The 23699-nt window shown below is 73.4% G+C and carries 20 protein-coding genes and 1 tRNA gene; 12 read left to right on the top strand and 9 right to left on the bottom strand.

Features of this window, described 5'->3' with window-relative positions:
* Positions 1 to 336 precede the first annotated feature (336 nt).
* Entirely contained in the window at positions 337 to 1053 is a 717-nt protein-coding gene (locus tag ACK2IS_RS11525; protein WP_409483469.1) for a 4'-phosphopantetheinyl transferase family protein, read from the bottom strand.
* 75 nt (positions 1054 to 1128) lie between these two features.
* On the opposite strand from ACK2IS_RS11525, the gene ACK2IS_RS11520 reads away from it, so the two are divergent.
* Positions 1129 to 1201: transfer RNA gene (locus ACK2IS_RS11520), tRNA-Arg, on the top strand.
* A gap of 56 nt (positions 1202 to 1257) precedes the next feature.
* Here ACK2IS_RS11520 and ACK2IS_RS11515 read toward each other — a convergent pair.
* Both ACK2IS_RS11515 and ACK2IS_RS11510 read right to left on the bottom strand, forming a co-directional pair.
* Positions 1258 to 1914, bottom strand: a complete 657-nt coding sequence (locus ACK2IS_RS11515; protein WP_409483468.1) for an excalibur calcium-binding domain-containing protein — start codon at positions 1912 to 1914, stop codon at positions 1258 to 1260.
* 348 nt (positions 1915 to 2262) lie between these two features.
* Positions 2263 to 3192, bottom strand: a complete 930-nt coding sequence (locus tag ACK2IS_RS11510; RefSeq protein ID WP_409483467.1) for a hypothetical protein — start codon at positions 3190 to 3192, stop codon at positions 2263 to 2265.
* Positions 3193 to 3594: 402 nt separating this feature from the next.
* On the opposite strand from ACK2IS_RS11510, the gene ACK2IS_RS11505 reads away from it, so the two are divergent.
* Complete coding sequence (locus tag ACK2IS_RS11505) at positions 3595 to 5496, top strand: bifunctional metallophosphatase/5'-nucleotidase (protein ID WP_409483466.1); 1902 nt, start codon at positions 3595 to 3597, stop codon at positions 5494 to 5496.
* A gap of 132 nt (positions 5497 to 5628) precedes the next feature.
* Here the strand turns inward: ACK2IS_RS11505 and ACK2IS_RS11500 are convergent, their stop codons facing one another.
* Positions 5629 to 6243 (bottom strand): vitamin K epoxide reductase family protein, encoded by a 615-nt coding sequence (locus ACK2IS_RS11500; RefSeq protein WP_409483465.1) that lies wholly within the window; start codon positions 6241 to 6243, stop codon positions 5629 to 5631.
* Complete coding sequence (locus ACK2IS_RS11495) at positions 6240 to 7163, bottom strand: DUF929 family protein (protein WP_409483464.1); 924 nt, start codon at positions 7161 to 7163, stop codon at positions 6240 to 6242. Before ACK2IS_RS11495 ends, ACK2IS_RS11500 begins: the two co-directional genes overlap by 4 nt.
* Before the next feature lie 274 nt (positions 7164 to 7437).
* Here ACK2IS_RS11495 and ACK2IS_RS11490 point away from each other — a divergent pair, with 274 nt between their 5' ends.
* From ACK2IS_RS11490 to ACK2IS_RS11460, 7 genes are all read left to right on the top strand, one after another.
* Complete coding sequence (locus tag ACK2IS_RS11490) at positions 7438 to 9177, top strand: dynamin family protein (protein WP_409483463.1); 1740 nt, start codon at positions 7438 to 7440, stop codon at positions 9175 to 9177.
* A complete protein-coding gene (locus ACK2IS_RS11485) occupies positions 9174 to 10838 on the top strand; it encodes a GTPase (RefSeq protein ID WP_409483462.1) in 1665 nt (554 codons plus the stop codon). The genes ACK2IS_RS11490 and ACK2IS_RS11485 overlap by 4 nt, the downstream gene beginning before the upstream one ends.
* Before the next feature lie 145 nt (positions 10839 to 10983).
* On the top strand, positions 10984 to 11193 hold the full coding sequence (locus tag ACK2IS_RS11480; RefSeq protein WP_409483461.1) for a hypothetical protein: 210 nt from the start codon (positions 10984 to 10986) through the stop codon (positions 11191 to 11193).
* 265 nt (positions 11194 to 11458) lie between these two features.
* Positions 11459 to 11659 carry a hypothetical protein gene (locus ACK2IS_RS11475; protein ID WP_409483460.1) on the top strand — a complete coding sequence of 67 codons (201 nt, stop codon included), beginning with the start codon at positions 11459 to 11461 and terminating at the stop codon, positions 11657 to 11659.
* A 155-nt stretch (positions 11660 to 11814) separates the two neighbouring features.
* Positions 11815 to 12471, top strand: coding sequence for a single-stranded DNA-binding protein (gene ssb, locus ACK2IS_RS11470; protein WP_409483459.1), 657 nt, complete (start codon positions 11815 to 11817; stop codon positions 12469 to 12471).
* A 108-nt stretch (positions 12472 to 12579) separates the two neighbouring features.
* Positions 12580 to 14262, top strand: a complete 1683-nt coding sequence (ettA, locus tag ACK2IS_RS11465) for an energy-dependent translational throttle protein EttA (protein ID WP_409483458.1) — start codon at positions 12580 to 12582, stop codon at positions 14260 to 14262.
* Positions 14263 to 14425: 163 nt separating this feature from the next.
* Complete coding sequence (locus tag ACK2IS_RS11460) at positions 14426 to 16165, top strand: pyruvate dehydrogenase (RefSeq protein ID WP_409483457.1); 1740 nt, start codon at positions 14426 to 14428, stop codon at positions 16163 to 16165.
* Positions 16166 to 16252: 87 nt separating this feature from the next.
* On the opposite strand, the gene ACK2IS_RS11455 is transcribed toward ACK2IS_RS11460, so the two are convergent.
* Entirely contained in the window at positions 16253 to 17221 is a 969-nt protein-coding gene (locus ACK2IS_RS11455; protein WP_409483456.1) for an acyl-CoA thioesterase, read from the bottom strand.
* Between the two features lie 147 nt (positions 17222 to 17368).
* On the opposite strand from ACK2IS_RS11455, the gene ACK2IS_RS11450 reads away from it, so the two are divergent.
* Entirely contained in the window at positions 17369 to 17875 is a 507-nt protein-coding gene (locus ACK2IS_RS11450; RefSeq protein ID WP_409483455.1) for a hypothetical protein, read from the top strand.
* 119 nt (positions 17876 to 17994) lie between these two features.
* Here ACK2IS_RS11450 and ACK2IS_RS11445 read toward each other — a convergent pair whose 3' ends face one another.
* Complete coding sequence (locus tag ACK2IS_RS11445; protein WP_409483454.1) at positions 17995 to 20208, bottom strand: RecQ family ATP-dependent DNA helicase; 2214 nt, start codon at positions 20206 to 20208, stop codon at positions 17995 to 17997.
* A 61-nt stretch (positions 20209 to 20269) separates the two neighbouring features.
* On the opposite strand from ACK2IS_RS11445, the gene ACK2IS_RS11440 reads away from it, so the two are divergent.
* Entirely contained in the window at positions 20270 to 20725 is a 456-nt protein-coding gene (locus ACK2IS_RS11440; protein ID WP_409483453.1) for an acyl-CoA thioesterase, read from the top strand.
* Entirely contained in the window at positions 20722 to 21387 is a 666-nt protein-coding gene (locus ACK2IS_RS11435; RefSeq protein ID WP_409483452.1) for a hypothetical protein, read from the top strand. Before ACK2IS_RS11440 ends, ACK2IS_RS11435 begins: the two co-directional genes overlap by 4 nt.
* Before the next feature lie 85 nt (positions 21388 to 21472).
* On the opposite strand, the gene ACK2IS_RS11430 is transcribed toward ACK2IS_RS11435, so the two are convergent.
* Positions 21473 to 22882, bottom strand: coding sequence for an MFS transporter (locus ACK2IS_RS11430; protein WP_409483451.1), 1410 nt, complete (start codon positions 22880 to 22882; stop codon positions 21473 to 21475).
* Positions 22879 to 23697: a glycerophosphodiester phosphodiesterase gene (locus ACK2IS_RS11425; RefSeq protein WP_409483450.1), complete on the bottom strand. Its 819-nt coding sequence runs from the start codon at positions 23695 to 23697 to the stop codon at positions 22879 to 22881. Before ACK2IS_RS11425 ends, ACK2IS_RS11430 begins: the two co-directional genes overlap by 4 nt.
* Positions 23698 to 23699 lie beyond the last annotated feature (2 nt).

Below are 23699 nucleotides of genomic sequence, written 5' to 3'. Positions count from 1 at the left end.
CGATCCCGCCGACCCGCATCGCCCGTCGCGGCATCCCAGACGCACCAGGCAGATTCACCGTCGACGCGGGCCTCGATCACCGAATACGCCAGTCCGGCACGGGGTTCGCGGAAGTCCCCGACCAGCCGAGCGAGGTCGCCCAGTGTGACGATGCGATCCCCGATCTCGCCGATCGCCCGGCCCCCGAAGCGAATCGTGACGGTGGGCGCGCAGATCCGCTCGGCCTGGGCGAGATCGCCGTTCCACCGGGCGGACCAGCCGGTGATGAGGGCGTCGTCCGTCGCCATACGTCCAGCCTGTCCGACCCGGCGACCGAGGGCACGTGCTGCGGCAGGCTCACCCGAGGTCGAGCAGCTCGTCCCCGTCGAGGCGGGTGACCTCGATCGCGGCCACCCGGTCGTCGGCGTCGTGCAGGGCCACCGCCGCCACATGTCCGTCCGGCACCCGCAGGTCCTCCAGATGTATGACGGGACAAGGCTCTTCGGGCCACCCGACGACGGCGGGCTCCTCGTCCGGCGGGGTCACCCGCACGCTGGCGGGATCGACGGTCAGGCCGTGGCCGGTGGCCTTGAGGGCGGCCTCCTTGCGCACCCACCAGGTCGCCCGGGCCCAGGTGCGCTCGTCGTCGGGCAGGGCCGCCAGCCGGGCCAGCTCCACCGGGTGCAGCGACACCTCCTCGAATCCCTCGAAGTCGCAGGCAGACTCGACCTCCACGTCCACGCCGACCGGGCCGTCGGGGGAGAGGGCGACGGCGACGAGGTCGCCGGCGTGACCGAGGGAGACGTGCACCCCCAGGTCGGGGACCTCCAGCCGGCCGTGCTCGGCGGATCCGCAGGTGGGGCAGCGGCGCTCGAGCACGACCTCGGTGGCGTCGACGCCGCAGCGCACCGCGAGCGCCCGCCGCAGCAGCACGTGCGAGGCGACCAGCCGGGCCCGGTCCTGCGCCCGCACGAGGGTGTCCAGCCGGGCGAGCTCGCCGTCGTCGAGCAGCCCGCGCAGCGCCGGGGTGTCGACGACGCGGGCGACGTGGACCTCGACGTCGGCGGTCTTCATGGCGCCATGCTCTCCCTGCCGCGGCGTACGCGCTCGTCGGCAGGGGTCCGACACGCGACTAGACTCGTGCTCCCGGCCTCCATAGCTCAACGGATAGAGCATCGGCCTTCTAATCCGACGGTTGCAGGTTCGAGTCCTGCTGGGGGCGCGCACGCGCCGAGACCCCCTGACCTGCTGCAGGTCAGGGGGTCTCGACATGTCGGCTCAGTTCTCGCAGGCCACGCCGTCGCCGTCCCGGTCCAGCTTGCGCGAGTATCCCGGCTCGCCCCGGTGCAGCGGCGCCGCGCCCGCCGCCCGGGCTGCCGCACACGAGGAGTAGGTCGTCGACTCGGCGGGGGGTGAGGAGGGCGTGGGATCGGTCCGCGGGGTGGGAGCGGACGGGCGAGCTGCCGTGGGCCGGGACGTCGGACGGGGCTGCGGGGCCCGGGACGACGGCCGAGTCGTCGGGTGGGCGGTGGCTCGGCTCGATGCCGGCGCCGCAGCGGTGGTGGTCGTACGAGGTGCGCCCGCGAACGCGACGGCGGAGGCGCTGACCGTGGGCGCACCCGTGGCCCGGGCCCGGGTCGGTGAGATCGCCGCGGGGGCGGCTCGGTGGCTCTCGGGCACGGATCCCGCGGTGGTGGTGGCGACCGGGCGGTCGGGCCGGGCAGGAACCACGGTGCGGGCGGGCGTGGGCGAGTCTGCAGGAGCGCCCGTGGACGGGGCAGGGGACGAGGTGGTTGCCGACGGCCGTGGCGCCGCGGTCGGTGCCGGGTCGGGGGAGGAGGGCAGGGCCAGGCCGACCAGTGCCAGCACTCCCACCCCCACCGCGACCTTCCCGCGCGTGGTCCCGACGAGCTCTCGTATCCCCATGACTGCCATCCCCTCCACGAATTATGCGGTGAGGCAACGACATTACGTCGGCGGTCGGATCCGTGACAGGGATTGGGGCCGGTCGGAGCGGTTGGCGAGAGGGCTGAAGGCCGAGGCCCCTCCACCTGGTGCAGGTGGAGGGGCCTCGGCTCGGTCGGGGGTGGGCGGGGGTCTCGCCCTGGGGAGGTGTCTCGCGCCGGGAGGATCTGTCTGGGGCTACGACCCGAGACAGATCGTGAAGCGCGCCGCGCCGGGGCGCAGGCGTGGGGAGGGAACCCGGCGGGGGCGAGTGCGGCGCGTCAGCGGGGGCCGGAGCGCAGGCGCACCGGCGGAGGCGTCCGGACCAGGGCCCGCCGGTCAGAGCGTCGGCGGCCCGAAGATGTGGTAGCCGACCCTCCCGGGCTCGTAGGAGTACCCGGTCGAGAACACCTGGCGCGTCAGCAGGTCCAGGTCCAGCTGGACGGCACCCGCGAGACCCTCGACGGCGTTGAGGCGGGCGATCGCCGCGAGCCACCCGCGCTCGGCGGCCTGGGCGTGCACGAACTCCTCGAGCAGCCGGACGTGCCCGCGGTAGCGCGCCTCGAAGTCGTGCTCGCTCATGCCCTGCTGGAAGGTGAACTCGGCATACGCCGCATAGGCCTCGCCGTGCCGGTCGATGCCCTGACCGAGCGCGTGCATGGTCCACAGCTCGGGCTGGGCGAGGGGATAGACGCCGTAGAACCCGAGCCGTCCCTGCACCGTCCAGTCGGTGTCGGTGGGGTCGCCGGGCAGTGCGGCGAGCGCCTCCTCGACGGCCCGCTCGGGGCGGGTCATGTCGATCCAGGCGCCGACGCGGCAGGTCCCGCGGGCGACGTAGAGCATCGGCCGGGGCTCGTCGTCGCGCTCGCGCCCCGCCGAGCCGAGGGTGTCGGCCAGCTCGCAGAAGCCGCGCAGCGCCTCCAGCCAGGCGCTGCGGCGGGCGGGCGGCTCGGGCAGGTCGCCGCCGCGGACCCGGACGGACAGGTGGCGCTCGATGTCGTCGAGCTGGGCGAGAACGGCGGCGGGGCGCAGGATGTCGTAGACGACGAACTCCCCGAGCGGGCTCTCCGGCTCGGGCTCGAGGTGCGCGCCGATGACGTGGCACAGGGCGGCGCCGACCTCGCCGTGGCGTGCCAGGTCCTCGTCGAGGGCGGCGTCGATCCAGGCGGTCGGCCGGTGGTGCTCGCGCATCCATCCGATCTCCGCCAGGTGCTCGGGGTGGCTGGTCGAGCGGCGACGGTCGCGGTCGCTGAGGGGGGTGCCCGACATGGCGCCTCCTTCGTGGTCCTGGCCTCGGACGGGGTGTCCGGAGCGACGTCTGGCACGACGGTATGGCGCGACGAAGCGCCTGCTCGGGGCCGTCGGCGAAGGTGGGCGTTATGTCCGGGCAACTCCGCTCGGACAGGGCGACCACATGACTTTGCGTCACAGGTCATCGCAGAGCGCTTCACGCACGGTGGTGGCGTCGCGAAGATGTCGCCTGGCGCTCACCCGACGGTCACCGCAGGATGGGTCGAGGGGTGCCGTCGTGCCGCACGCTGGGCACCCGAGGCGGCCAGACCCGGCGCGCAGGGACGCGCCGGGCATGGCCACCCCGACCGGCCCCGCCCCGCGGTCCGGTCGTCGCCCGCCACCCGACGACGCGGGTGCGCAACCGTCCGAGGGAGAGTCATGTCTCGTTTCCGCTCCATGCGCGCGGCCGCCGTCATCGCCGGTCTGGTCACCGTCACGGCCGCCGCCCCGGCCGTCGCCGACCCGAGCTGCCCCACGCCCGCGCCGGCCCCGGGCAGGCCCGGCCACCCCGCCCCCGGCAGGCCCGGCCACCCGCACCCCGGCAAGATCCCGCCCGGCAAGGGCACGCTCGTCGACCTGCAGGTGCTGGGCTTCAACGACTTCCACGGCAACCTCGAGGCGCCCGCAGGCTCCTCCGGACGCGTCGTCGTCGACCACAGGATCGACCCCACCACGGGCAAGGCCGTCGACGTCACCGTCGACGCGGGCGGCGCGGCCTACCTCGCCACCACCCTCAAGACGCTGCGCCAGGGCCAGGCCCACACCGTCACCGCCGCCATGGGCGACCAGGTCGGCGCGTCGCCGCTGCTGTCCGCGGCCTTCCACGACGAGCCCACCATCGAGGCGATGAACCTCCTGCGCGTCGGCGTCGGCACCATCGGCAACCACGAGTTCGACGAGGGCTACCAGGAGATGCTGCGCCTGATCAAGGGCGGCTGCCTGCCCGACGGCGACGGCAAGGACAACCAGAACTCCTGCCCGGACGGTTCGTTCGACGGTGCGGCCTACCCGATGGTCGCCGCCAACGTGTTCTACCAGGGCACCAACCGCACGGTCCTTCCGGCATACACCATCAAGATGGTCGGGGGAGTGCCGGTCGGCTTCGTGGGGGCCGTCCTGAAGGACACCCCCGACATCGTCACCCAGGCCGGGGTGGCCGGCCTGGAGTTCCGCGACGAGGTCACCACCATGAACGCCGCCGCCAAGGAGCTGCAGCTGCGGGGCGTCAAGGCCGTCGTCGCCATGGTCCACCAGGGCGGCTCGCTCAAGCAGCAGCAGTGGACGGCGCCGGACGGCAAGACCTACCCGGTCAACCCGGCGTACGACGTCACCTGCGCCAAGGGCGGCGAGCTGGACCCGAAGTCCGACATCCTCCCGATCGCGCGGGGGCTGTCCCCGCAGTTCGACCTGGTGATGACCGGCCACACCCACCAGTCCTACGTCTGCGACGTGCCGGACCCCGCCGGTCAGCCGCGCTACGTCACCTCGGCGCTGTCCTTCGGCCGCCTGGTCACCGACGCGCGGATGAAGTTCGACACCAAGGCCGGTGACGTCGTGCGCAGCTCGGTGACGGTCAACAACGTCATCGTCTCCCGCACCCAGACGCCGGACCCGGCCGTCAGCGCGCTGATCGCGAAGGACAAGGAGCACGTCAAGGCGATCGCCGGCAAGGTGCTCGGCCAGATCACCACCGACGTCACCAAGACGCCGAACGCCGCCGGCGAGTCCGCCCTCGGTGACCTGATCGCCGACGCCCAGCTCGCCGACCCCTCGGTCGTCCGCGGCGGCGTCAAGCCGGTCATCGCGTTCCTGAACCCCGGCGGCATCCGGACCGACCTGACCTACAAGGCATCCGGTGCCGAGGGGGACGGCGTGGTGACCTACGAGGAGGCCTTCCAGGTCCAGCCGTTCAACAACTACCTCGTGTCCATGGACCTGACCGGCGCGCAGATCCACACCCTGCTCGGCCAGCAGTTCACCGGCGCGAACGCGTCCTTCGTCAAGGTGCTGCAGGTCAGCAAGGGATTCCGCTACGAGCACACCGCGGCCGGCGCGATCAGCAACGTGACGCTCGACGGCAAGCCCATCGCGAACGACTCGAGCACGACCTACCGCATCGTCACCAACAACTTCCTGTCCGACGGCGGCGACGGCTTCCCGGTCTTCAAGGAGGGCACCAATAAGCTCATCGGCGGCCTGGACATCGACGCCTTCGCGGCCTACCTGAGCAGCCACTCGCCCTATACCCCGGCCCCGCTGGACCGCATCGTCCTCAGGTGAGGCCGAGCCACCACCAGGCCGTATGACGAGAAGGCCCCCTCGCCCGCCGCGCGCGGGGGAGGGGGCCTTCCGACATGCACCCGCAACCGCCGACATCGCTGTCCGAGCCTGCGGCGCGCGGCCGCAAGCGCGTCAGCGCCGGGAGGGGGTGAGCGCCTTGCCGAAGACGAGGGCGAAGAAGAGCGCCAGCGTCACCACGTGGACCACGGTGCACCACAGGCAGATCGCGCCGAGCTGCACCTCCGCCCACACGAGATAGGCCACCATCGCCACGCCCACCGCGACCAGCGCGATCCGGGGCAGGTCCAGCGCAGCCCGCCGCCACAGCGCGGGCAGGCAGAGCGCCACCAGCGCCACGAAGAACGCCAGCCCGGGATAGACGACCGGGATCCCCAGGAGCGAGGAGTATGTCGAGCCGGTGACCTTGGCGCAGCTGACGACCTGGCCCTCGGGGCAGGCGAGGGCCTTGCCGCCCGTGAGGTGCTCGTAGGTGAGGTAGAGCGAGGCGAGCAGCCCAATCACCGACAGGGCGAGCGACAGGGGGGCGAGCCAGCGGGGCAGCCCACGGTCCCGGCCCCGAGCCGGCTTGGGGGACGAGCCAGCGTCGGGCCCGGAGGCGGCGCGCACCGAGGTGGCTCCCGTCGAGGCGCCCGCGCCGGAGAGCGTTGCGGACGAGCCCGCCCGGCCCGCCCGGGCCGCGTGCCGGTCCCCGACGGGCTGCCCGCCCTTGCGCGTGGTGCGGGTCATGGGTTCTGGATCTTGGTGGCGGCGGCCTTGACCGCGGCGGACGAGCAGACCTCGGCGGGCTTGTTGCCGGTGGTCTCGCAGATGGCCGCCGTGATCACGTTGGCGCCGGTGAGCGCGGCCTTGGCGGCGGGGTCCTTGGGGTCCTTCAGCGCCGCGGCGATCTGGGCGGTGGTCTTGCCCTCGAAGGCCTTGAGGTCGCTGAGTCCGCCGTGCTGCAGCACCTTGCCGCCGATGGACAGGAAGGGGATGGCGCCCTCGGACTCGGTGTAGGGCTTCGCGTCGTACTTCTCGAAGAAGGCCTTGTCCTCGCCGGAGAGCTCGTCCAGCTTGACCCGGGCGCCGTTCTTGATCTCGTTGGTGGAGGTCTCGTAGCCCGTGAAGCTGAGCAGCGAGCTCTGGTAGGACGCGCCGTGGTGCCGCTGGCTGAACGACACCGTGGAGATCGGTGCCAGACCCGGCTCCTGCATGGAGGTGCTCTCGGCCAGGGCCTGCCACTGCCCGAAGCGCGCCATCGCGGTGGCGACCGACCAGCGCAGCCCGGCGCAGAAGGGGCAGAACTCCGCCCCGACGTAGATGATGCGCGGCTTGCCGTCCTGCACCGAGGCCGGGGCGTCCTTGACCCGCTTGGGCCCGGCCTGCAGGTCGCCGACGCCGGCGGCGTCGTACGCCGAGGCCGGGACCGAGTTGATCGCCCTGAGCGAGTCGGCGGAGAGCATCTGGGTGCCCTTGGCGACCTCGACCGGCTTGTTCTTGCTCGCAACGGCCGCCCAGACGACACCGGCGATGACGAGCAGCACCACGGCGGAGGTGACGGCGGCGACCTGCAGGCGCCGCTTGCGGTCGGCGGCCTCCTGCTGGGCGCGCAGGGCGGCGGTGCGCTGCCGGGCGGCTTCCTTCTGCAGGTTCCTCTTCGCAGCCACGGTCTCTCCTGGCGGTGGGGTCGTATGGCGCGTCCAGCAGCTCCACGCCGGCGAGCACGGAAAGTGATCATCGCTGGACCGTCCTGGGGAGTCTAGCGACGTCTCCGCGGGAAATGGGTGAGGTGGCTCGCTCACCAATCCCGAGCGGGCCGGGGGCTTCCTGACACAATGACCCCGGAGCGACCCCCGGCGCGGCTGCCTGGCAGTCGTGACCATCCGTGAGCGGTTGGCGGGCCCGTGAGACGGCTCCCCGACCGCCGAGACCGAGGTGCAGATGGACAACAGGCAGGAAGCCGAGGCGGTTGCGCAGGCCCGAGGGGACCGGCTCGCCGACGCCGTGGCCCAGCTGCGGACCGTGACCGAGCAGGCGCGGTTCCCCATCGACCTGGTCTCGGCCGAGCAGGCGCGGGCGGGACGCACCAGCCTGGTCACCCAGCTGGACGACTACATCCTTCCCCGGCTCGCTGCGCTGGACGCGCCGCTGCTCGTCGTGGTCGGCGGCTCGACCGGCTCGGGCAAGTCCACGCTGGTCAACTCGATCGTCCGCGAGTCGGTCACCCGCTCCGGCGTGCTCCGGCCGACGACCCGCGCCCCCGTCCTGGTCCACCACGCCGAGGACAAAGAGTGGTTCACCGGCAAGGTGCTGCCGCGGTTCGGCCGGCTCACCGGGCGCAGCGACCGCCAGGGCACCCCCGACGACGACATGAATTCCGTGCGCCTGGTCACCTCCGAGACGCTGCCCGCGGGACTGGCCCTGCTCGACGCGCCCGACATCGACTCGGTCGTCGCGGCCAACCGGGAGCTGTCCCGCCAGCTGCTCAACGCTGCCGACCTGTGGCTCTTCGTGACCACGGCGGCGCGGTACGCCGACGCCGTGCCCTGGGAGCTGCTGCGGCAGGCGGGGGAGCGCGGCACGTCCGTCGCCATCGTCCTGGACCGCGTCCCCGACGAGGCGCTCGCGGAGATCCGTGACGACCTGACCCGGATGCTCGCCGAGCAGGACCTGGCGGGCGCGCCGATCTTCCCGGTCCGCGAGACCGAGCTGACCGAGGCGGGGCTGCTCCCGGAGGTCGAGGTGGAGCCGCTGCGGCGCTGGCTGATCACGCTCGCCCAGGACGCCGTCGCCCGCCAGACCGTGGTGCGCCGCACCCTGGCCGGTGCCCTCGACTCGTTGAGCGAGCGGGTCACCACGCTGGTGGACGCCAGCGACGACCAGCGCGGCGCCGCGGACGACCTGCGCCGGGAGGCCACGACGGCGTACGTCGATGCCCTCGAGGGCGTCGAGGTCGGCGTCAGCGACGGGACCCTGCTGCGCGGCGAGGTGCTCGCCCGCTGGCAGGAGTTCGTGGGCACCGGGGAGTTCCTGCGCACCATCGAGTCGGGCATCGGGCGACTGCGCGACCGGCTCACCGCGGCCATCAAGGGCACGCCCCAGCCGACCGAGCAGCTCGGCGAGGTGCTGCAGTCCGGCGTCGCCTCCCTCGTGCTCTCCCAGGCCGACCGGGCCGCGTCCGACGTGCGTCGCCAGTGGCGCAACACCCCCGGCGGCGAGGCGCTCCTCGCCCGGCACACGGGTCTGGGCACCTCCTCGGCCGAGCTGCCCGACCGGGTGGACCGGATGATCCGCGACTGGCAGTCCGACCTGCTCGACCTGATCCGCAGCGAGGGTCAGGACCGACGCACCACGGCCCGGGTCATGGCCTACGGCGTCAACGCCCTGTCGGTGGTCCTGATGCTCGTGGTGTTCACCCAGACCGGCGGGCTCACCGGGGCCGAGGGCGGCATCGCGGCGGGCTCGGCGATCCTGGCCCAGCGCATCCTCGAGGCGGTGTTCGGCGACCAGGCCGTGCGCGACCTCGCCCGCAAGGCCCGCCGCAACCTGATGGAGCGGGTGCAGGAGCTGTATGACGACGAGGAGGCGCGCTACGTGTCAGCCGTGGACGAGGTGGCCGTGAGCAGCAGCCAGGCGGCCGAGCTGGCCCAGGCCGCCGTGCACGTGAGGTCGGCCCGATGAGCTTCCTGCACCGCGACGGCCGCGGCCGCAAGGACGACGCCGGGACGATGCCCGCGGTCGAGCGCTCCCAGGTGCTCGCGGAGGCGCTGCAGACCGGTGGTGACGAGCTCGGCGAGCAGGGCGTGGCCCTCGCGCGTCGCTCCATCAACGTCACCCGGGAGCGCACCGCCCTCGTGGGGCGCCACACCGTGGTGGCCCTGGCCGGCGCGACGGGCTCGGGCAAGTCCTCGACCTTCAACGCCATCGTCGGCGCCGACGTCTCCCGCGTCGGTGCCCGCCGGCCCACCACCTCCACCGCGAGCGCCGCGATCTGGGGCGGCGACCCGGCGACGCCGCTGCTCGACTGGCTCGGTGTCGGGGCACGGCATCGCGTGGCGACGGACCCGACCCACGGGCGGGCCGCCGACCTGGACGGGCTGGTGCTGCTCGACTTGCCCGACTTCGACTCGCGCGCCCAGGCCCACCGGGACGAGGCGGACCGGGTGCTGCAGCTCGTCGACGTCTTCGTGTGGGTCACCGATCCACAGAAGTATGCCGACGCGCGCCTGCACGACGACTACATCCGGGTGCTCAGCGAGCACGACGCCGTCACGCTGGTCGTGCTCAACCACGCGGACCGGCTCGGCGAGGCCGGGCGCGAGCAGTGCGTCGGCGACCTGCGCCGGCTCCTCGCCGACGACGGCCTGCCCGACGCCGAGGTCATCGCCGCCTCCGCCCAGACGGGCCTGGGGCACGACCTGCTGCAGCAGCGGCTCGCCGAGGCCGTCTCCTCCCGCACCGCCGCCGAGCGCCGCCTCACCGGGGACCTGCGGGCCGCCGCCGAGCTGCTGCGCGAGGACGTGGGGTCGAGCGAGCCGGAGGTCCCCGAGGGGCCGAGCCAGGACCTGGTCAACGCGCTCGGCCGCGCCGCCGGCGTGCCCGTCGTCCTGGAGGCCGTGGAGCGCGACTACCGCCGCGAGGCCGCCCAGACGACCGGCTGGCCCTTCACCCGCTGGGGGCACGCGCTTCGCCCCGACCCGCTGAAGCGCCTGCGGCTCAAGGAGGACAACTCCCTCGGCATCCAGGCCACCGACGTCCGCCGCACCATCGGGCGCTCGTCCCTGCCGCCGCCGACCCCGGCCGCCCGCTCGGCCGTGGACCTCGCCACGCGCCAGCTCGCCGACGCCTCCTGCCAGGGGCTGCCGGCCCGCTGGTCCGACGCGGTCCATCGCGCCGCCGCCCCCGGCGACTCCGACCTGGTCGACTCGCTGGACCAGACCGTGCTCGACGTGCCGCTGCGGGCTCGCCGCCCGATGTGGTGGGGCGTCGTCAACGCGCTGCAGTGGCTCTTCGCCGGCTGCGCCGTCGTCGGTCTCGGCTGGCTGCTGGTCCTCGGCGGTCTCGGCTGGGCCCAGCTGCCCGTGCCCGAGCCGCCGCGCGTCGGGATCCTGCCCTACCCGCTGATCATGCTGGTCGCCGGGCTCCTGCTCGGGCTGCTCCTCGCCGCGCTGAGCCGGGCGATCGCCGCGTCCGGGGCCAAGCGGCGCCGCGAGGGCATCGGGCGGCGCTTCGACGCCGCGATCTACGACGTCGCCCAGGAGCGGCTCGTCGACCCGGTCCGCGCCGTGCTCGAGCGTCACGCCCGCACCCGCGAGCTGCTCGACCGGGCCGCGCGGCCGTAAGGCTGTCCTCTCCGCGAGGGGTCGTGCGGGTGCTGTGGCGCCCGGGCGGCCCCTCGCGGAGGCATACGGACTGGCCTTGGCGACGCGGGGCGTCGGTGCGGGCCGCCCACGGCGTGGGAGCAGGGCCGATCGCTAGGCTGCCCCCATGGGGAGCGAGCGGAACGATCGGTTCGTCCTGCGGGTGGTGGCCGCGGTCGTGGGCATCTTCGTGGTCTTCACGCTCATGGCCCGCGTGCTGCGCGGGTGGTCGTGGGGTGATGCGGTCGCCGACGGTCTCCTGATGACGGCCACGACCTGTGCGGTCGGAGCGGTCTATGTCTGGTGGCTCCGGCGTCGCCGCGACCGGCGGGGCTGAGGCCGGCCGGGCCCACGTAGGGGTTGGTGGGGTGTGACCTGGACTCGGTTACCCGGAGGGCTCGGTCAGGTGATCCACCGCGGCGGGATGGTGATGTGCCGCGGTGGTGCTGTCCACGCTCATCACCCTGGTGGAGGGAGGCAAGGTGGGCGCTGTGGCGCCCGGGCGGCCCCTCGCGGCGGCATACGGACCGGTTGTGGCGAGGCGGCGCGTCGGCGCGGGTTGCCCACGGCGTGCGAGTACGGCTGATCGCTAGGGTGGCCACATGGGGGACAGACCGAGCAGGTGCGCGTGGGCGTTCTGGGCCGTCACGGTGTGGATCATGTGGCTGCTGGTGGAGAGATTCCTGATGGGCACCACGTGGGGGGAGGCCGTGGTCTTTGCCGCGGTGATGATGGTTGGCCTGGGCATCATCCAGTGGCTCGTCGACGTGGGGCTCCGGCGTCGCCGCAGCCGGGGCGACTGAGCCCGGCCGGGTTGTCCACAAGGGGGAGGGGTCGGCGCGGCATTCTGCGTGAGATCCACAGGCGGCATGACGGCTCTGCCCCTGGCGTCCCGGGGCGGTGAGGCTGGGCGGACGACCCCATCGCGGGGTATCCACCCTCACACCTGGAGAAAGTCATGCACGAGTCCATCGTGACCGTCACCGGAAACCTGCTCGCCGACCCCGAGCTGCGGATCACCAAGACCGGCGACCAGTTCGCGTCGTTCCGCCTGGCGTGCACCGAGCGTCGCCGCGACCGCAACGGCGTGTGGGGCGACGGCCACACCAACATCGTCCGGGTCACCTGCTTCCGCACCCTCGCGCAGAACGTCATGGGCAGCCTCGGGTCCGGCAGCCGCGTCGTCGTCACCGGCCGCCTGCGCATCGCCACCTGGGAGACCGAGGAGCGCCGCGGCACCAGCGTCGAGATCGACGCCCACGCGATCGGCGCCGAGCTGACCTTCGCCCACGGCCGGCTCACCCGCGGCGTGTGGTCGTCGGTGGCCGACCGGATGGACGACGCCGAGCTCCAGCGGCTGCGGCAGAGCGACGACGGCGAGACCTCCCCGGGGCGTCCGGCGACCCAGGGGTATGGCGGGAGCACCGGACCCCTCGTCCCGACGTACGACGCGCGGACCGGCGAGGTGCACGACGCAGGGACGGCGACCACGGCGGAGCGGGACGACCTGGACACCCTGACCGACGAGGAGCTGGCGCTGGCGGGGTTCACGCCGACGGGCGAGGACGAGGACGCCACGGAGGACGCCGCGGACCGCGAACCCGCCCTGGTGTGACCGGGCGTGGCGGCGCGGGAGCGGCCCCTGGCGGGGCGGCGCCGACCGGCGACGCCCCGCCAGGTCGCGGATTGGGTGAGGTGAGCGCGGACCGATAGCCTGACCTGCATGGCGGAGTTCATCTACACCATGACCAAGGCCCGCAAGGCGGTCGGTGACAAGGTCATCCTCGACGACGTGACCATGTCCTTCTTCCCCGGGGCGAAGATCGGCGTCGTCGGCCCCAACGGCGCCGGCAAGTCGACGATCCTGAAGATCATGGCGGGGCTGGACCAGCCGTCCAACGGCGAGGCGCGGCTGTCGCCGGGCTACTCCGTCGGGATCCTCATGCAGGAGCCCCCGCTCAACGAGGAGAAGACCGTCCTCGGCAACGTCGAGGAGGGCCTCGGCGAGATCAAGGCCAAGGTCGACCGGTTCAACCAGATCTCGGTCGAGATGGCCGAGGAGGGCGCCGACTTCGACGCGCTCATGGAGGAGATGGGCAAGCTCCAGGAGGAGATCGACCACGCCGACGCGTGGGACCTGGACTCCCAGCTGGAGCAGGCGATGGACGCCCTGCGCTGCCCCCCGCCGGACGCCGACGTCACCGTCCTGTCCGGTGGTGAGCGTCGCCGCGTCGCGCTGTGCAAGCTGCTGCTGAGCAAGCCCGACCTGCTGCTGCTCGACGAGCCCACCAACCACCTCGACGCCGAGTCGGTGCTGTGGCTCGAGCAGCACCTCGCCAGCTACCCCGGCGCCGTCCTGGCCGTCACCCACGACCGGTACTTCCTGGACAACGTGGCCGAGTGGATCTGCGAGGTCGACCGCGGTCGCCTCTACCCCTACGAGGGCAACTACTCCACCTACCTGCAGAAGAAGGCCGAGCGCCTCGAGGTGCAGGGCAAGAAGGACCAGAAGCTCCAGAAGCGGCTGAAGGACGAGCTGGAGTGGGTGCGGTCCAACGCCAAGGGCCGTCAGGCCAAGTCCAAGGCGCGACTGGCCCGCTACGAGGAGATGGCGGCGGAGGCCGAGCGCACCCGCAAGCTCGACTTCGAGGAGATCACCATCCCGCCGGGCCCGCGCCTGGGCAGCACGGTCATCGAGGTCAAGGAGCTCACGAAGGGCTTCGGCGACCGGGTCCTCATCGACGGCCTGTCGTTCTCGCTGCCGCGCAACGGCATCGTCGGCGTCATCGGCCCCAACGGCGTCGGCAAGACCACGCTGTTCAAGACCATCGTGGGTCTGGAGCAGCCGGACGCCGGTGACGTGCGCGTCGGCGAGACGGTCGACATCTCCTACGTCGACCAGAACCGCGGCGGCATCGACCCCGAGAAGAACCTCTGGGAGGTCGTGTCCGACGGGCTCGACTACATCCAGGTCGGCAAGGTCGAGATCCCCTCCCGCGCCTACGTCTCACAGTTCGGCTTCAAGGGGCCCGACCAGCAGAAGAAGGCCGGCATCCTCTCTGGTGGCGAGCGCAACCGCCTCAACCTGGCGCTCACCCTCAAGCAGGGCGGCAACCTGCTGCTCCTCGACGAGCCCACCAACGACCTCGACGTCGAGACCCTCGGCTCGCTGGAGAACGCGCTGCTCGAGTTCCCCGGCTGCGCCGTGGTCATCAGCCACGACCGGTGGTTCCTCGACCGCGTCGCGACGCACATCCTGGCCTACGAGGGCACCGAGGAGGACCCCTCGCGCTGGTACTGGTTCGAGGGCAACTTCGAGTCGTACGAGAAGAACAAGATCGAGCGCCTCGGCGAGGACGCCACCCGCCCGCACCGGGTGACCTACCGCAAGCTGACCCGCGACTGATCACGATCCGTCGCGCCGTACCGTCTCGGGAGACCGTCGCCTGCGGGTGGCGGTCTCCCGGCATACGAGATGGTCCGTCCCCACCCTGTTGAGGCCCAGGCCGCCGGGGTAGGTGGCACAGGACGCCGCACGGGCGGCGCCCCCCGAGCCCCCAGGAGCAACCATGGCGAGTCCCACTGTCGCCGACCAGCTGATCGCCCACCTGAAGTCCCTCGGCGTGCAACGCGTCTACGGACTCGTGGGGGACAGCCTCAACCCCGTGACCGACGCGATCCGTCGTGACGGCCAGATCGAGTTCTTCGCGGTCCACAACGAGGAGGCCGCAGCGTTCGCCGCCGCCGCGGAGTCCCGGCTCACGGGTCGGCTGGCCGTGTGCGCCGCCTCCTGCGGACCCGGCAACACCCACCTGGTCCAAGGTCTGTACGACGCCCACCGCACGGGCGCCAAGGTGCTCGCCATCGCCAGCCACATCCCCTCGCCGCAGATCGGCACCCACTACTTCCAGGCCACCCACCCGGAGCATCTCTTCGCCGAGTGCAGCTGCTACGCCGAGATGGCCAACGCGCCGGGGCAGGCTGCGCGCGTCCTCCACATCGCCACGCAGACCGCGATCGCCCGCAACGGCGTGGCCGTCCTGATCCTGCCGGGGGACGTCGCCGAGCAGGATGCCGTGGACGCGCCCGCCCTGGGCCACGTGTCGCAACGGCCCCCGATCCACGTGCCGCAGCCCGAGGCCGTGGCCGATCTGGCGCAGCTCCTGGAGCGTGCCGACAAGCCGATGCTCTTCGTCGGAGCCGGCGTCCGCGGCGCCCACGACCAGGTCATGGCGCTGGCCGGGGCGCTCAAGGCCCCCGTCGGCCACGCTCTCGGCGGCAAGGAGTGGATCCAGTACGACAACCCCTTCGACGTGGGCATGTCCGGGCTGCTCGGGTACGGCGCCTGTGCGGAGGCGATGGGCGAGGCGGACCTGCTCCTCCTGCTGGGCACCGACTTCCCCTACGACCAGTTCCTCCCCGAGGGGACAACCATCGTCCAGGTCGATCGGTACGGCGAACGCCTCGGACGCCGCGCGCGGCTGGCCCTGGCGGTGGAGGGAGACGTGGCGCCCACGATCGACGCGCTGCTCCCGCAGCTGCACCGCCGGCGCACGAGCGACTTCCTCGACGCCATGCTCGAGGCTCACCACACCGCCTTGACCACGGTGGTGGAGGCCTACACGCACGGGGTGGAGACGCTGGTGCCGATCCACCCGGAGTACGTCGCGTCGGTCCTGGACGACCTGGCCGCGGACGACGCGGTCTTCACCGTGGACACGGGCATGTGCAACGTCTGGGCGGCCAGGTACCTCACGCCCAACGGACGCCGCCGACTGCTGGGCTCGTGGCATCACGGGACGATGGCCAACGCCCTGCCCCACGCCATCGGCGCGGCGGCCAGCCAGCCCGGGCGCCAGGTGATCTCGATGTCGGGAGACGGGGGTCTGTCCATGCTCATGGGCGAGCTCCTCACGATCGCCGAGCACCGCCTCGACGTCACCGTCGTGGTCTTCGACAACTCCGCGCTGGGCATGGTCAAGCTCGAGATGCTCGTCGACGGCATGCCCGACCACGGCACCGACCGGACGCCTGTCGACTACGCCGCCGTCGCCGCGGCCTGCGGGATCCCCAGCGTGCGGGTGACGGACCCGACCCGGGTGCGTAAGGCGCTGCAGGAGGCGCTCGCCACCGCCGGCCCGGTGCTCGTGGACGTCGTGACCGACCCCAACGCGCTCTCGATCCCGCCGGAGATCACCCTCGAGCAGGTCACCGGCTTCGCGGCGGCGGCGACCCGCACCGTGCTCGACGGGGGCGTCGGCAAGATGATCGACTTGGCCCGGGCCAACCTGCGCAACATCCCTCGCTGACCCGCCGACCCCGGTCGCACCGCGACGCCCCTCCCGACCCGGGAGGGGCGTCGCGGTGCGACCGGGCCGGTATGCCGCGGGACGGGATCAGGCGCCGAGCTCCTTCAGCCGCAGCATCCCCTCCTGGGCCACCGAGGCGGCCAGGGCGCCCTCGCGGGTGAACATGCGCCCCATGCCGAGACCGCGGCCGCCCTGCGCGCTGGGGGAGTACTGCGTGTAGAGCATCCACTCGTCGACGCGGGCAGGGCGGTGGAACCACATGGCGTGGTCCAGGCTCGCCGCCCGCAGCCGCCGGTCGATCCAGGCCACGCCGTGACGGCGGATGACCGGCTCCAGCAGGGCGTAGTCGCTGGCGTAGGCCATCACCGCCGCGTGCACCAGCGGGTCGTCCGGCAGCGTGCCGATCGCCCGCAGCCACAGCTCCTGGTGGGCGACCTGCTCGGCGGCGGGCACGGACCACAGGTCGCCGTCCACGTGGCGCAGGTCGATGGGGCGGCCGTAGGCCAGGTGGCGGGCGGCCGGGTGGTCGACGGCGCCGTACTTGTCCTCGACGCTCGGCAGCTCCTCGGGGGCGGGCACCTGGGGCATCGGGTCCTGGTGGTCCAGGCCGTCCGCCGGCTCCTGGAACGACGCGGTCATCGCGAGGATGGCGTGCCCGTCCTGCAGGGCGTGCACCCGCCGGGTCGAGAAAGACCGCCCGTCGCGAACGCGCTCGACGGAGAAGCGGATCGGCTTGTCCACGGCCCCAGGGCGCACGAAGTAGGCGTGCAACGAGTGGATGGGCCGGGCGGGCTCGCCGGTCGCGGTCTGGATGGTGCGCCCCGCCGCGATGATCGTCTGGGCCAGCACCTGCCCGCCGAAGACGCGCCCGTGCGGCTGCCACTGGCTCTGCCCCTCGAAGATCTCCCGATCGGGGTCGCCGAGGATCTGCTCGGTGAGGAAGGACTCCGGCCCGGCGTCCGAGCGGGGCGAGATGGTCGTGCGGGCCGTGCCGAGGTGTCGCAGGTCCAGGAGCTGGAGCAGCTCGGGGAAGGGGTCGTGGGAGGGGGAGGTCACGGCGCCAGGGTAGCCTCCCTAGCCCGTCCGGATGATCTCTCCCACCTGGTGCTCAGGTGTTGCCCACCCGGCGTCCGGAGCGGCTCTAGCGTGAGCCCCATCCGGACGTCCGTCCGGGGTCGACGACGCCGTCACCTGGGGGAAGCCATGTCTCGTACCCGCATCACCGCCTCGCTCACCGCGCTCGCCGCCGCGGGCGCCATGTCCGTCGCCGCCGTTCCCACGGCTCAGGCGGCCACCACGTCCTGCCGGGTGAGCTGGGGCTCGACGGACAAGGTCATCAACCTCAGCAGCACGGTCACGGGCACGCTCGCGACGGACGTCCGCACCGGCCACCACACGTGCTACGACCGGGTGGTCTTCGAGCTCGCGGGGCGCACCGGTCAGACCGTCGCCGGGTATGGCGGCAGCGCCGCGACCCCGCAATACCTCGTCGTGGGGGCCAGGACCAAGCTGGTGCCCGTGGGCGTCAAGCCCGGTCAGGTGCTGCCGACGACCTTCCGCACCGTGCGCGGGGTGGTGTATGCCGGTCCCACCGAGGGCTACGAGGCCGTGGCCATCGTGACCCGCGCCCGCCTGCCCTACCGCCTCTTCGTGGTCAAGGGCCCCGGCTCGCACAACCGCGTCGTCGTGGACGTCGCCCACCGTTGGTGATCTGCGCGTCGCTCGACCGCCACCTGTCGTCCGCGCCGGCCCGCAGCAGCAGGCGTCCGCGGCAGCGCCCGGGCCGCCCACCCCACCGGGGTCGGGCGGCCCTGCCGCGTGTCGACCTGTCAGCCGGCCACGGCCAGCGCGAAGGGGAGCACCCTGGTCGCCCCGGCCCGCCGCAGCGCCCGGGCCGCCACGGTCATGGTCCAGCGGGAGTCGACCAGGTCGTCCACGAGCAGGACGGCGCCGGGGCTGAGGGCGAGGTTGTCCAGGACGATCGGCGGCACGGCGACCCGGTCCCAGACCCCGGCCAGCCGGAAGGCGCTGTTGCCGCCGCGCTCGCCGGTCGGTCCGCCGTCGACCAGCTCGAGCGGCCCCAGGTCGACCATCCGGCCCATGGCGGCGAGCCCCTGCCCGAGCGACGCCACCAGCTGCGGCCGGGTCCGTGACGGCACCCAGGTCACCGCGAACGGCCGCTCGTCCCAGCCCCAGTCGCGCAGGACCGGCACGCAGGCCCGCAGCAGCGCCTCGTCGACCGGCGCGTCCGGACCCGACACCAGCGCGCGCACCCGCTGGCCCCAGCCGAGGTCGGTGAGGCGGGCCAGCGCGCGGCCCGGGTCGGCCTGCTCGGTCGCGGCGATCTTGCCCTTGACCTCCACCCCGAGGCGCGCCATCCCCGTCGGCCACTGGGCACGCGGCTCGAGGAGCACGCCGGGCTTGTCGAGCCGGGTGCGTGCCTCGACCACCGCACCCTCGGGCACATCGGTGGGGAACCACGGCCCGGCGCAGACGTCGCACCGGCCGCACGGCTCGGCGCTGGGGTCGTCGAGCACCCGCTGCAGGAAGGCCATCCGGCACTCCTCGCCGCGCTGATAGATCAGCATCAGCTCGGCCTCGCGGTCCCGGGCCTGCGCGACCCGGGCGTAGCGCTCGGCGTCATACACCCAGGGCCGGCCCGTCCCCGTCCAGCCGCCCTGCACGCGGCGGACGGCGCCGTCGACGTCGAGGACCTTGAGCAGCAGCTCGAGCCGGGTGCGGCGGACGTCGACGATGGTCTCCAGGGCGGCCGTGGACAGCGGCTTGCCCGACGCGCCGAGGGCCGCGAGGACCGCCTCGGCCTGCTCGGGGCGCGGCATGGAGGCGGACGCGAAGTAGGACCAGACGTCCCGGTCGGCGGGCGACGGCAGCAGCAGCACGTCGGCGCGGTCGACGCCGCGGCCGGCACGACCGACCTGCTGGTAGTACGCCACCGGGGAGCTCGGCGACCCCAGGTGCACCACGAACCCCAGGTCGGGCTTGTCGAAGCCCATCCCCAGCGCGCTGGTCGCCACCAGGGCCTTGACCTGGTTGTCGCGCAGCATGGCCTCCAGCTGCTCGCGGTCGGCGGGGTCGGTGCGCCCGGTGTAGGCCCGCACCTCGTGCCCGGCCTGGCGCAGCGCCTCGGCGACGTCCTCGGCCCCGGAGACGGTGAGGGAGTAGATGATCCCGCTGCCCGGCAGCGAGGCCAGGTGCGCGGTGAGCCACCCGAGCTGCTGCTCCGCGGAGCGCAGCCGCAGCACCCCCAGCCGCAGCGAGTCGCGGGCCAGCGAGCCCCGCACCGTGAGGACCTCGTGGCCGCCGGTCTCGAGCTGCTCGGCGACGTCGTCGACCACCCGGGCGTTGGCCGTCGCGGTGGTCGCGAGCACCGGGACGTCGGCGGGCAGCTCGCCGAGCAGGTCCCGGATCCGGCGGTAGTCCGGCCGGAAGTCGTGCCCCCAGTCGCTGACGCAGTGCGCCTCGTCGACCACGAGCAGGCCGCAGCGCGCGGCCAGCCCGGGCAGCTGCTCGTCGCGGAAGCGCGGGTTGTTGAGGCGCTCCGGACTGACCAGGAGGACGTCCACCTCGTCGGCGGTCAGCGCGGCCGCCACCTCGCCCCAGGCGTCCGCGTTGGCCGAGTTCATCGACACCGCACGGACGCCCGCCCGCCCGGCCGCCGCGATCTGGTCGCGCATCAGCGCCAGCAGCGGCGACACGATGATCGTCGGCCCGGCCCCGGCCGCCCGCCGCAGCGCCGTGGCCACGAAGTAGACCGCCGACTTGCCCCACCCCGTCCGCTGCACGACGAGCACCCGCTGCCGCGCCGAGACCAGCGCCGCGACCGCCTCCAGCTGACCGTCGCGGAAGTCCACGTCGGGCCGCCCGACGAGCCGCCGCAGCGCCGCCACCGCCTGCTCGCGCAGCTGCGGGTCGACCGCGCCGGTGACCCCGCTGCCGGCACCGGCCACCTCGACCCTCGCAGCCGCACCACCCGCCGCCGTCACCGCGTCACCCACCCCGACCACACCCTCGTCGTCCGTCATGGCGCCAACCCTAGGACCGCGCACCGACATACCCCCGCGACCATGCGTGATGATGGGTCCCATGCCTGATCACGCCCCACGCCCGTACTCCGTCGAGATCCCGCTCCGCTGGAGCGACATGGACGCCTACGGTCACGTCAACAACGTGCAGTACCTCCGCCTGCTCGAGGAGGCGCGCGTCGAGGGCTTCCACGCGTGGTTCGGCGAGCACGACCCGGTGCTCGGGCGCGGAGTCCTGGTGGCGCGCAGCGAGATCGAGTACCACCTGCCCCTGGAGTACCGCCACGCCCCGGTCGCCGTCGACATGTGGGTCAGCCACGTCGGGGGAGCGTCCTACGACCTGGACTACGTCATCCGCGACCCCGAGCGCGTGGGGGAGCGGACTTATGCCGTCGCGACCTCGACGATGGTGAGCTTCGACCTCGCGGGCGGGCGGCCGCGGCGCATCGACGACCACGAGCGCGCCGTGCTGGACCAGCTGCTCGGCGACCCGGTGGCCCTGCGGCGGCGGCGATGACCGACGGCGTCGAGCTGCACCTGGCCGACGAGCAGACGGCGTCCGACCTGCGCACCTATGCCGGGCGGGCGGCGTCCCTCGACCGCTCGGCGGCGATCCGGCTGCAGGCCGTCGGGACCGTGCTGGCGGCCTACGTCGCCGTGCTGCCGGGGAGCGGGCTGCTGTCCCGGGGGCTGGTGCTGGGCCTGCGCACCTGCGGTATGGCGCAGCCGGCGGACCTGGACGTGACCGTGCCGGTGGCCGGGCTGCTCGACCGCTTCGCCCGGGAGACGGGGACCACGCTGCCGGTGCCACCGACCCAGGTGGCCGCACCGTGGGCGGGACAGTCGCCGCCGCGGTCCGGGTGGGCGCTCGTGGGCGAGGTGCCAGGCTCCGACCTGACCCGCACCGCCGAGGCCGGGATCGCCGAGATCGCCTCGGCTGCGGGCTCTTCCGCCGCAGCGCTGGCCGTGGCCGAGCTGCGCCGGCGGGTGTGGGCGCGCCCGGTGACGGCCGCCCCGCGGCCTGCCCCGGCTGCCACCGCCCCCGCGGTGGACCTGCCGTCGGGGGTGGCCTTCGCGGCCCACGTGCTGGGCTTCCTGGGTGCAGCGCCGGCGGCGGTCCATCGCAGCGGGCCGTGGTTGCGGCTGTCGACGCCCACCGGGCACGTGCTCACCCGTTGACCGGCACCCTGCCGCATCCCGGTCACCCGCCCTCCCGATCCGAGCCCGCCCCGAGGGCGGCCCGTCGTCGGGTGGCCGGGGCGGGTCAGACGCCGGGGCGGGCGCGCCGACCCGCCGCCACCACCAGCAGCCCGGACACCGCGCACACCGACCACAGCAGCACGTAGGCCCGCGCGTCGAGCCCGGCCCCGCGGTGCAGCCCCGCGAACACCGCACCCGTCACGGCCACCCCGAGCGCGGACCCGAGGGTGTCGGCGAGCTGCAGCGACGCGGAGGTCCGTCCGTGGTCGGCCACCGGGGTCAGGTCGAGCCCGAGCACCGAGATCGTGGACATGGCCAACCCCATCCCCAGCCCCATGCCGGTGACCGCGACCGGGACGAGCCACGGCGTCAGTCCGAGCCCGGCGACCAGCGCGAGCCCGACGAGCCCTGCGGCCAGGGCGATCCCGCCGAGCCCGAGCAGACGATAGCGGTCGCGCACGAAGCCCTCCCGCCCCTGCAGCGCCGCCCCCAGCGACCACCCGAGCGAGCCGAGCGTCATCATCACGCCGGCCAGGGTGGCCGAGGCGCCGCGCTCGGCGACGAGCATGAGCGGCACGAAGGTGATCGCTCCGTTGAACCCCGCGGTCAGCAGGAACCTCGCCATCGTCACCGACGGCAGCCCGCGTGCGAGTCGCAGCGTGCCGGGCGGCACCAGGCGCGGCGCGAAGCCCGTGACGACCAGCAGCCCCACCGCACCGACGACCAGCGGCAGGACCTCGAGCGGCTCGACGTGCTGGGAGCCCCACTGCAGCGCACCGGCTCCCAGGGCCACGAGCATCCCGGCGACGGCGCTGCGACGGTGCTCCGAGCGGTCGCGTGCGGAGCCGACGTGCCCGGGCGGGGCGACCACCCGTCGTCGCGCCCAGGTCAGCACGGCGGTGACCAGCACGGGCGGCACGCACACCAGGAAGACCCAGCGCCAGGACAGCGACTCGGTCAGCCAGGCGGCCAGCAGCGGACCGATGATCGACGGCAGCACCCACGCGGCGCTGACCCAGCCGAACACCTTGGGCCGCAAGGACTCCGGATAGGCGCGCCCGATCACGACATACAGCGCGACGACGAGCAGCCCGCCGCCGAAGCCGGCCACGACGCGCCCGGCCAGCAGCATCGGGAAGCTCGTGGCCACGCCGGCCAGCGCCGACCCGAGCGCGAGACCGGCCTGCCCGACGAGGGTGACCGGCAGGGGCCCGTGCAGGTCGCACCAGGTGCCGGCGAGCACGGTCCCGAGCAGCTGCGCGGACAGGAACAGCGAGAACACCAGGCCGTAGGACCGCACCGCGTCCAGCTCGCGCGCCACGGCCGGCATCGCCGTCGTGACCGCCATCGACTCGAAGGCCACCAGTGTCACCTGGGCGAGCATGATCAGGGTGACCAGCCGGTATGCCGGCGCCGACGGTCCTGAGGCCGGGTCGTCGTGAGGGTGCGCGTCGGTCCGGGGGTGGGTGCTCACCCGGCCACGCTAGCGGCCGTCTCGTCCGGCTCGTGCCACTGGCCGCGCTCGACGAGCACGTCGCGCAGCACGTCGATGGCGTCGCTGACCAGGCCGTCGACCCCGAGGTCGAGCAGCTCGTGCATCTCGGCGGGGTGGTCGATGGTCCAGACGTGGACCTGCTTGCCGCGACGGTGCACGGCAGCGACGAAGTCCGGGGTCACGAGCTCGATCTCGCGTCCGGCGAGGGTGTGCCGCCGGGGGATCTGCAGCACCGGCGCGGGCGTGCGCAGCCACTGGCTCACCAGCCGGGGCAGGAACCGCAGCGTCGCCACGCCGGGGCCGCCCGCAGCCGTGGCGACGCGGGGACCGAGGAGCTCGCGGGCGTGGCTGAGGCGCCGCTGCGAGAAGGACCCCAGGCAGACCCGGTCCAGGGCGCCGGCCGCCAGGATCGCCTGGGCCGCCGGCACGACCGCGCCGGGGGACTTGAGGTCGATGTTGAACCGGGCGTCCGGGAAGGCCTCCAGCAGGTCGGACAGCAGCGGGATCGGCTCGCCGCCCACCCGCGCCTGCCGCACCTGCTCCCAGGTGAGGTCGGTGATGACGCCGACCTGGTCGCTCACCCGGTCCAGCCGGGTGTCGTGCAGCGCTACGAGGTGGCCGTCGACGGTGGCGTGGACGTCGGTCTCCAGATAGCGATAGCCCAGGTCGTAGGCCGCCCGGAAGGCCGCCAGCGTGTTCTCCCGCCCCACGTTGGGGGCATAGCGGGCGCCGCCCCGGTGGGCGAGCGCGATCGGCACGGGGGAGTCGAAGTACGGGAAGTCCGAGGCCCTCACGA

The sequence above is a fragment of the Arsenicicoccus dermatophilus genome (assembly GCF_046267915.1).
Taxonomy (GTDB): Bacteria; Actinomycetota; Actinomycetes; order Actinomycetales; family Dermatophilaceae; genus Arsenicicoccus; species Arsenicicoccus dermatophilus_A.
Note: the sequence above shows the minus strand (reverse complement) of the source record. Positions and strands in the feature narration are given on the sequence as shown.

What these genes read in the sequence shown, in the direction of transcription:
- ACK2IS_RS11525 (WP_409483469.1), bottom strand. Translation starts at nt 1,053, where the DNA reads ATGAAGACCGCCGACGTCGAGGTCCACGTCGCCCGCGTCGTCGACACC.
- ACK2IS_RS11515 (WP_409483468.1), bottom strand. Translation starts at nt 1,914, where the DNA reads ATGGCAGTCATGGGGATACGAGAGCTCGTCGGGACCACGCGCGGGAAG.
- ACK2IS_RS11510 (WP_409483467.1), bottom strand. Translation starts at nt 3,192, where the DNA reads ATGTCGGGCACCCCCCTCAGCGACCGCGACCGTCGCCGCTCGACCAGC.
- ACK2IS_RS11505 (WP_409483466.1), top strand. Translation starts at nt 3,595, where the DNA reads ATGTCTCGTTTCCGCTCCATGCGCGCGGCCGCCGTCATCGCCGGTCTG.
- ACK2IS_RS11500 (WP_409483465.1), bottom strand. Translation starts at nt 6,243, where the DNA reads ATGACCCGCACCACGCGCAAGGGCGGGCAGCCCGTCGGGGACCGGCAC.
- ACK2IS_RS11490 (WP_409483463.1), top strand. Translation starts at nt 7,438, where the DNA reads ATGGACAACAGGCAGGAAGCCGAGGCGGTTGCGCAGGCCCGAGGGGAC.
- ACK2IS_RS11485 (WP_409483462.1), top strand. Translation starts at nt 9,174, where the DNA reads ATGAGCTTCCTGCACCGCGACGGCCGCGGCCGCAAGGACGACGCCGGG.
- ACK2IS_RS11480 (WP_409483461.1), top strand. Translation starts at nt 10,984, where the DNA reads ATGGGGAGCGAGCGGAACGATCGGTTCGTCCTGCGGGTGGTGGCCGCG.
- ACK2IS_RS11475 (WP_409483460.1), top strand. Translation starts at nt 11,459, where the DNA reads ATGGGGGACAGACCGAGCAGGTGCGCGTGGGCGTTCTGGGCCGTCACG.
- ssb (WP_409483459.1), top strand. Translation starts at nt 11,815, where the DNA reads ATGCACGAGTCCATCGTGACCGTCACCGGAAACCTGCTCGCCGACCCC.
- ettA (WP_409483458.1), top strand. Translation starts at nt 12,580, where the DNA reads ATGGCGGAGTTCATCTACACCATGACCAAGGCCCGCAAGGCGGTCGGT.
- ACK2IS_RS11460 (WP_409483457.1), top strand. Translation starts at nt 14,426, where the DNA reads ATGGCGAGTCCCACTGTCGCCGACCAGCTGATCGCCCACCTGAAGTCC.
- ACK2IS_RS11450 (WP_409483455.1), top strand. Translation starts at nt 17,369, where the DNA reads ATGTCTCGTACCCGCATCACCGCCTCGCTCACCGCGCTCGCCGCCGCG.
- ACK2IS_RS11445 (WP_409483454.1), bottom strand. Translation starts at nt 20,208, where the DNA reads ATGACGGACGACGAGGGTGTGGTCGGGGTGGGTGACGCGGTGACGGCG.
- ACK2IS_RS11440 (WP_409483453.1), top strand. Translation starts at nt 20,270, where the DNA reads ATGCCTGATCACGCCCCACGCCCGTACTCCGTCGAGATCCCGCTCCGC.
- ACK2IS_RS11435 (WP_409483452.1), top strand. Translation starts at nt 20,722, where the DNA reads ATGACCGACGGCGTCGAGCTGCACCTGGCCGACGAGCAGACGGCGTCC.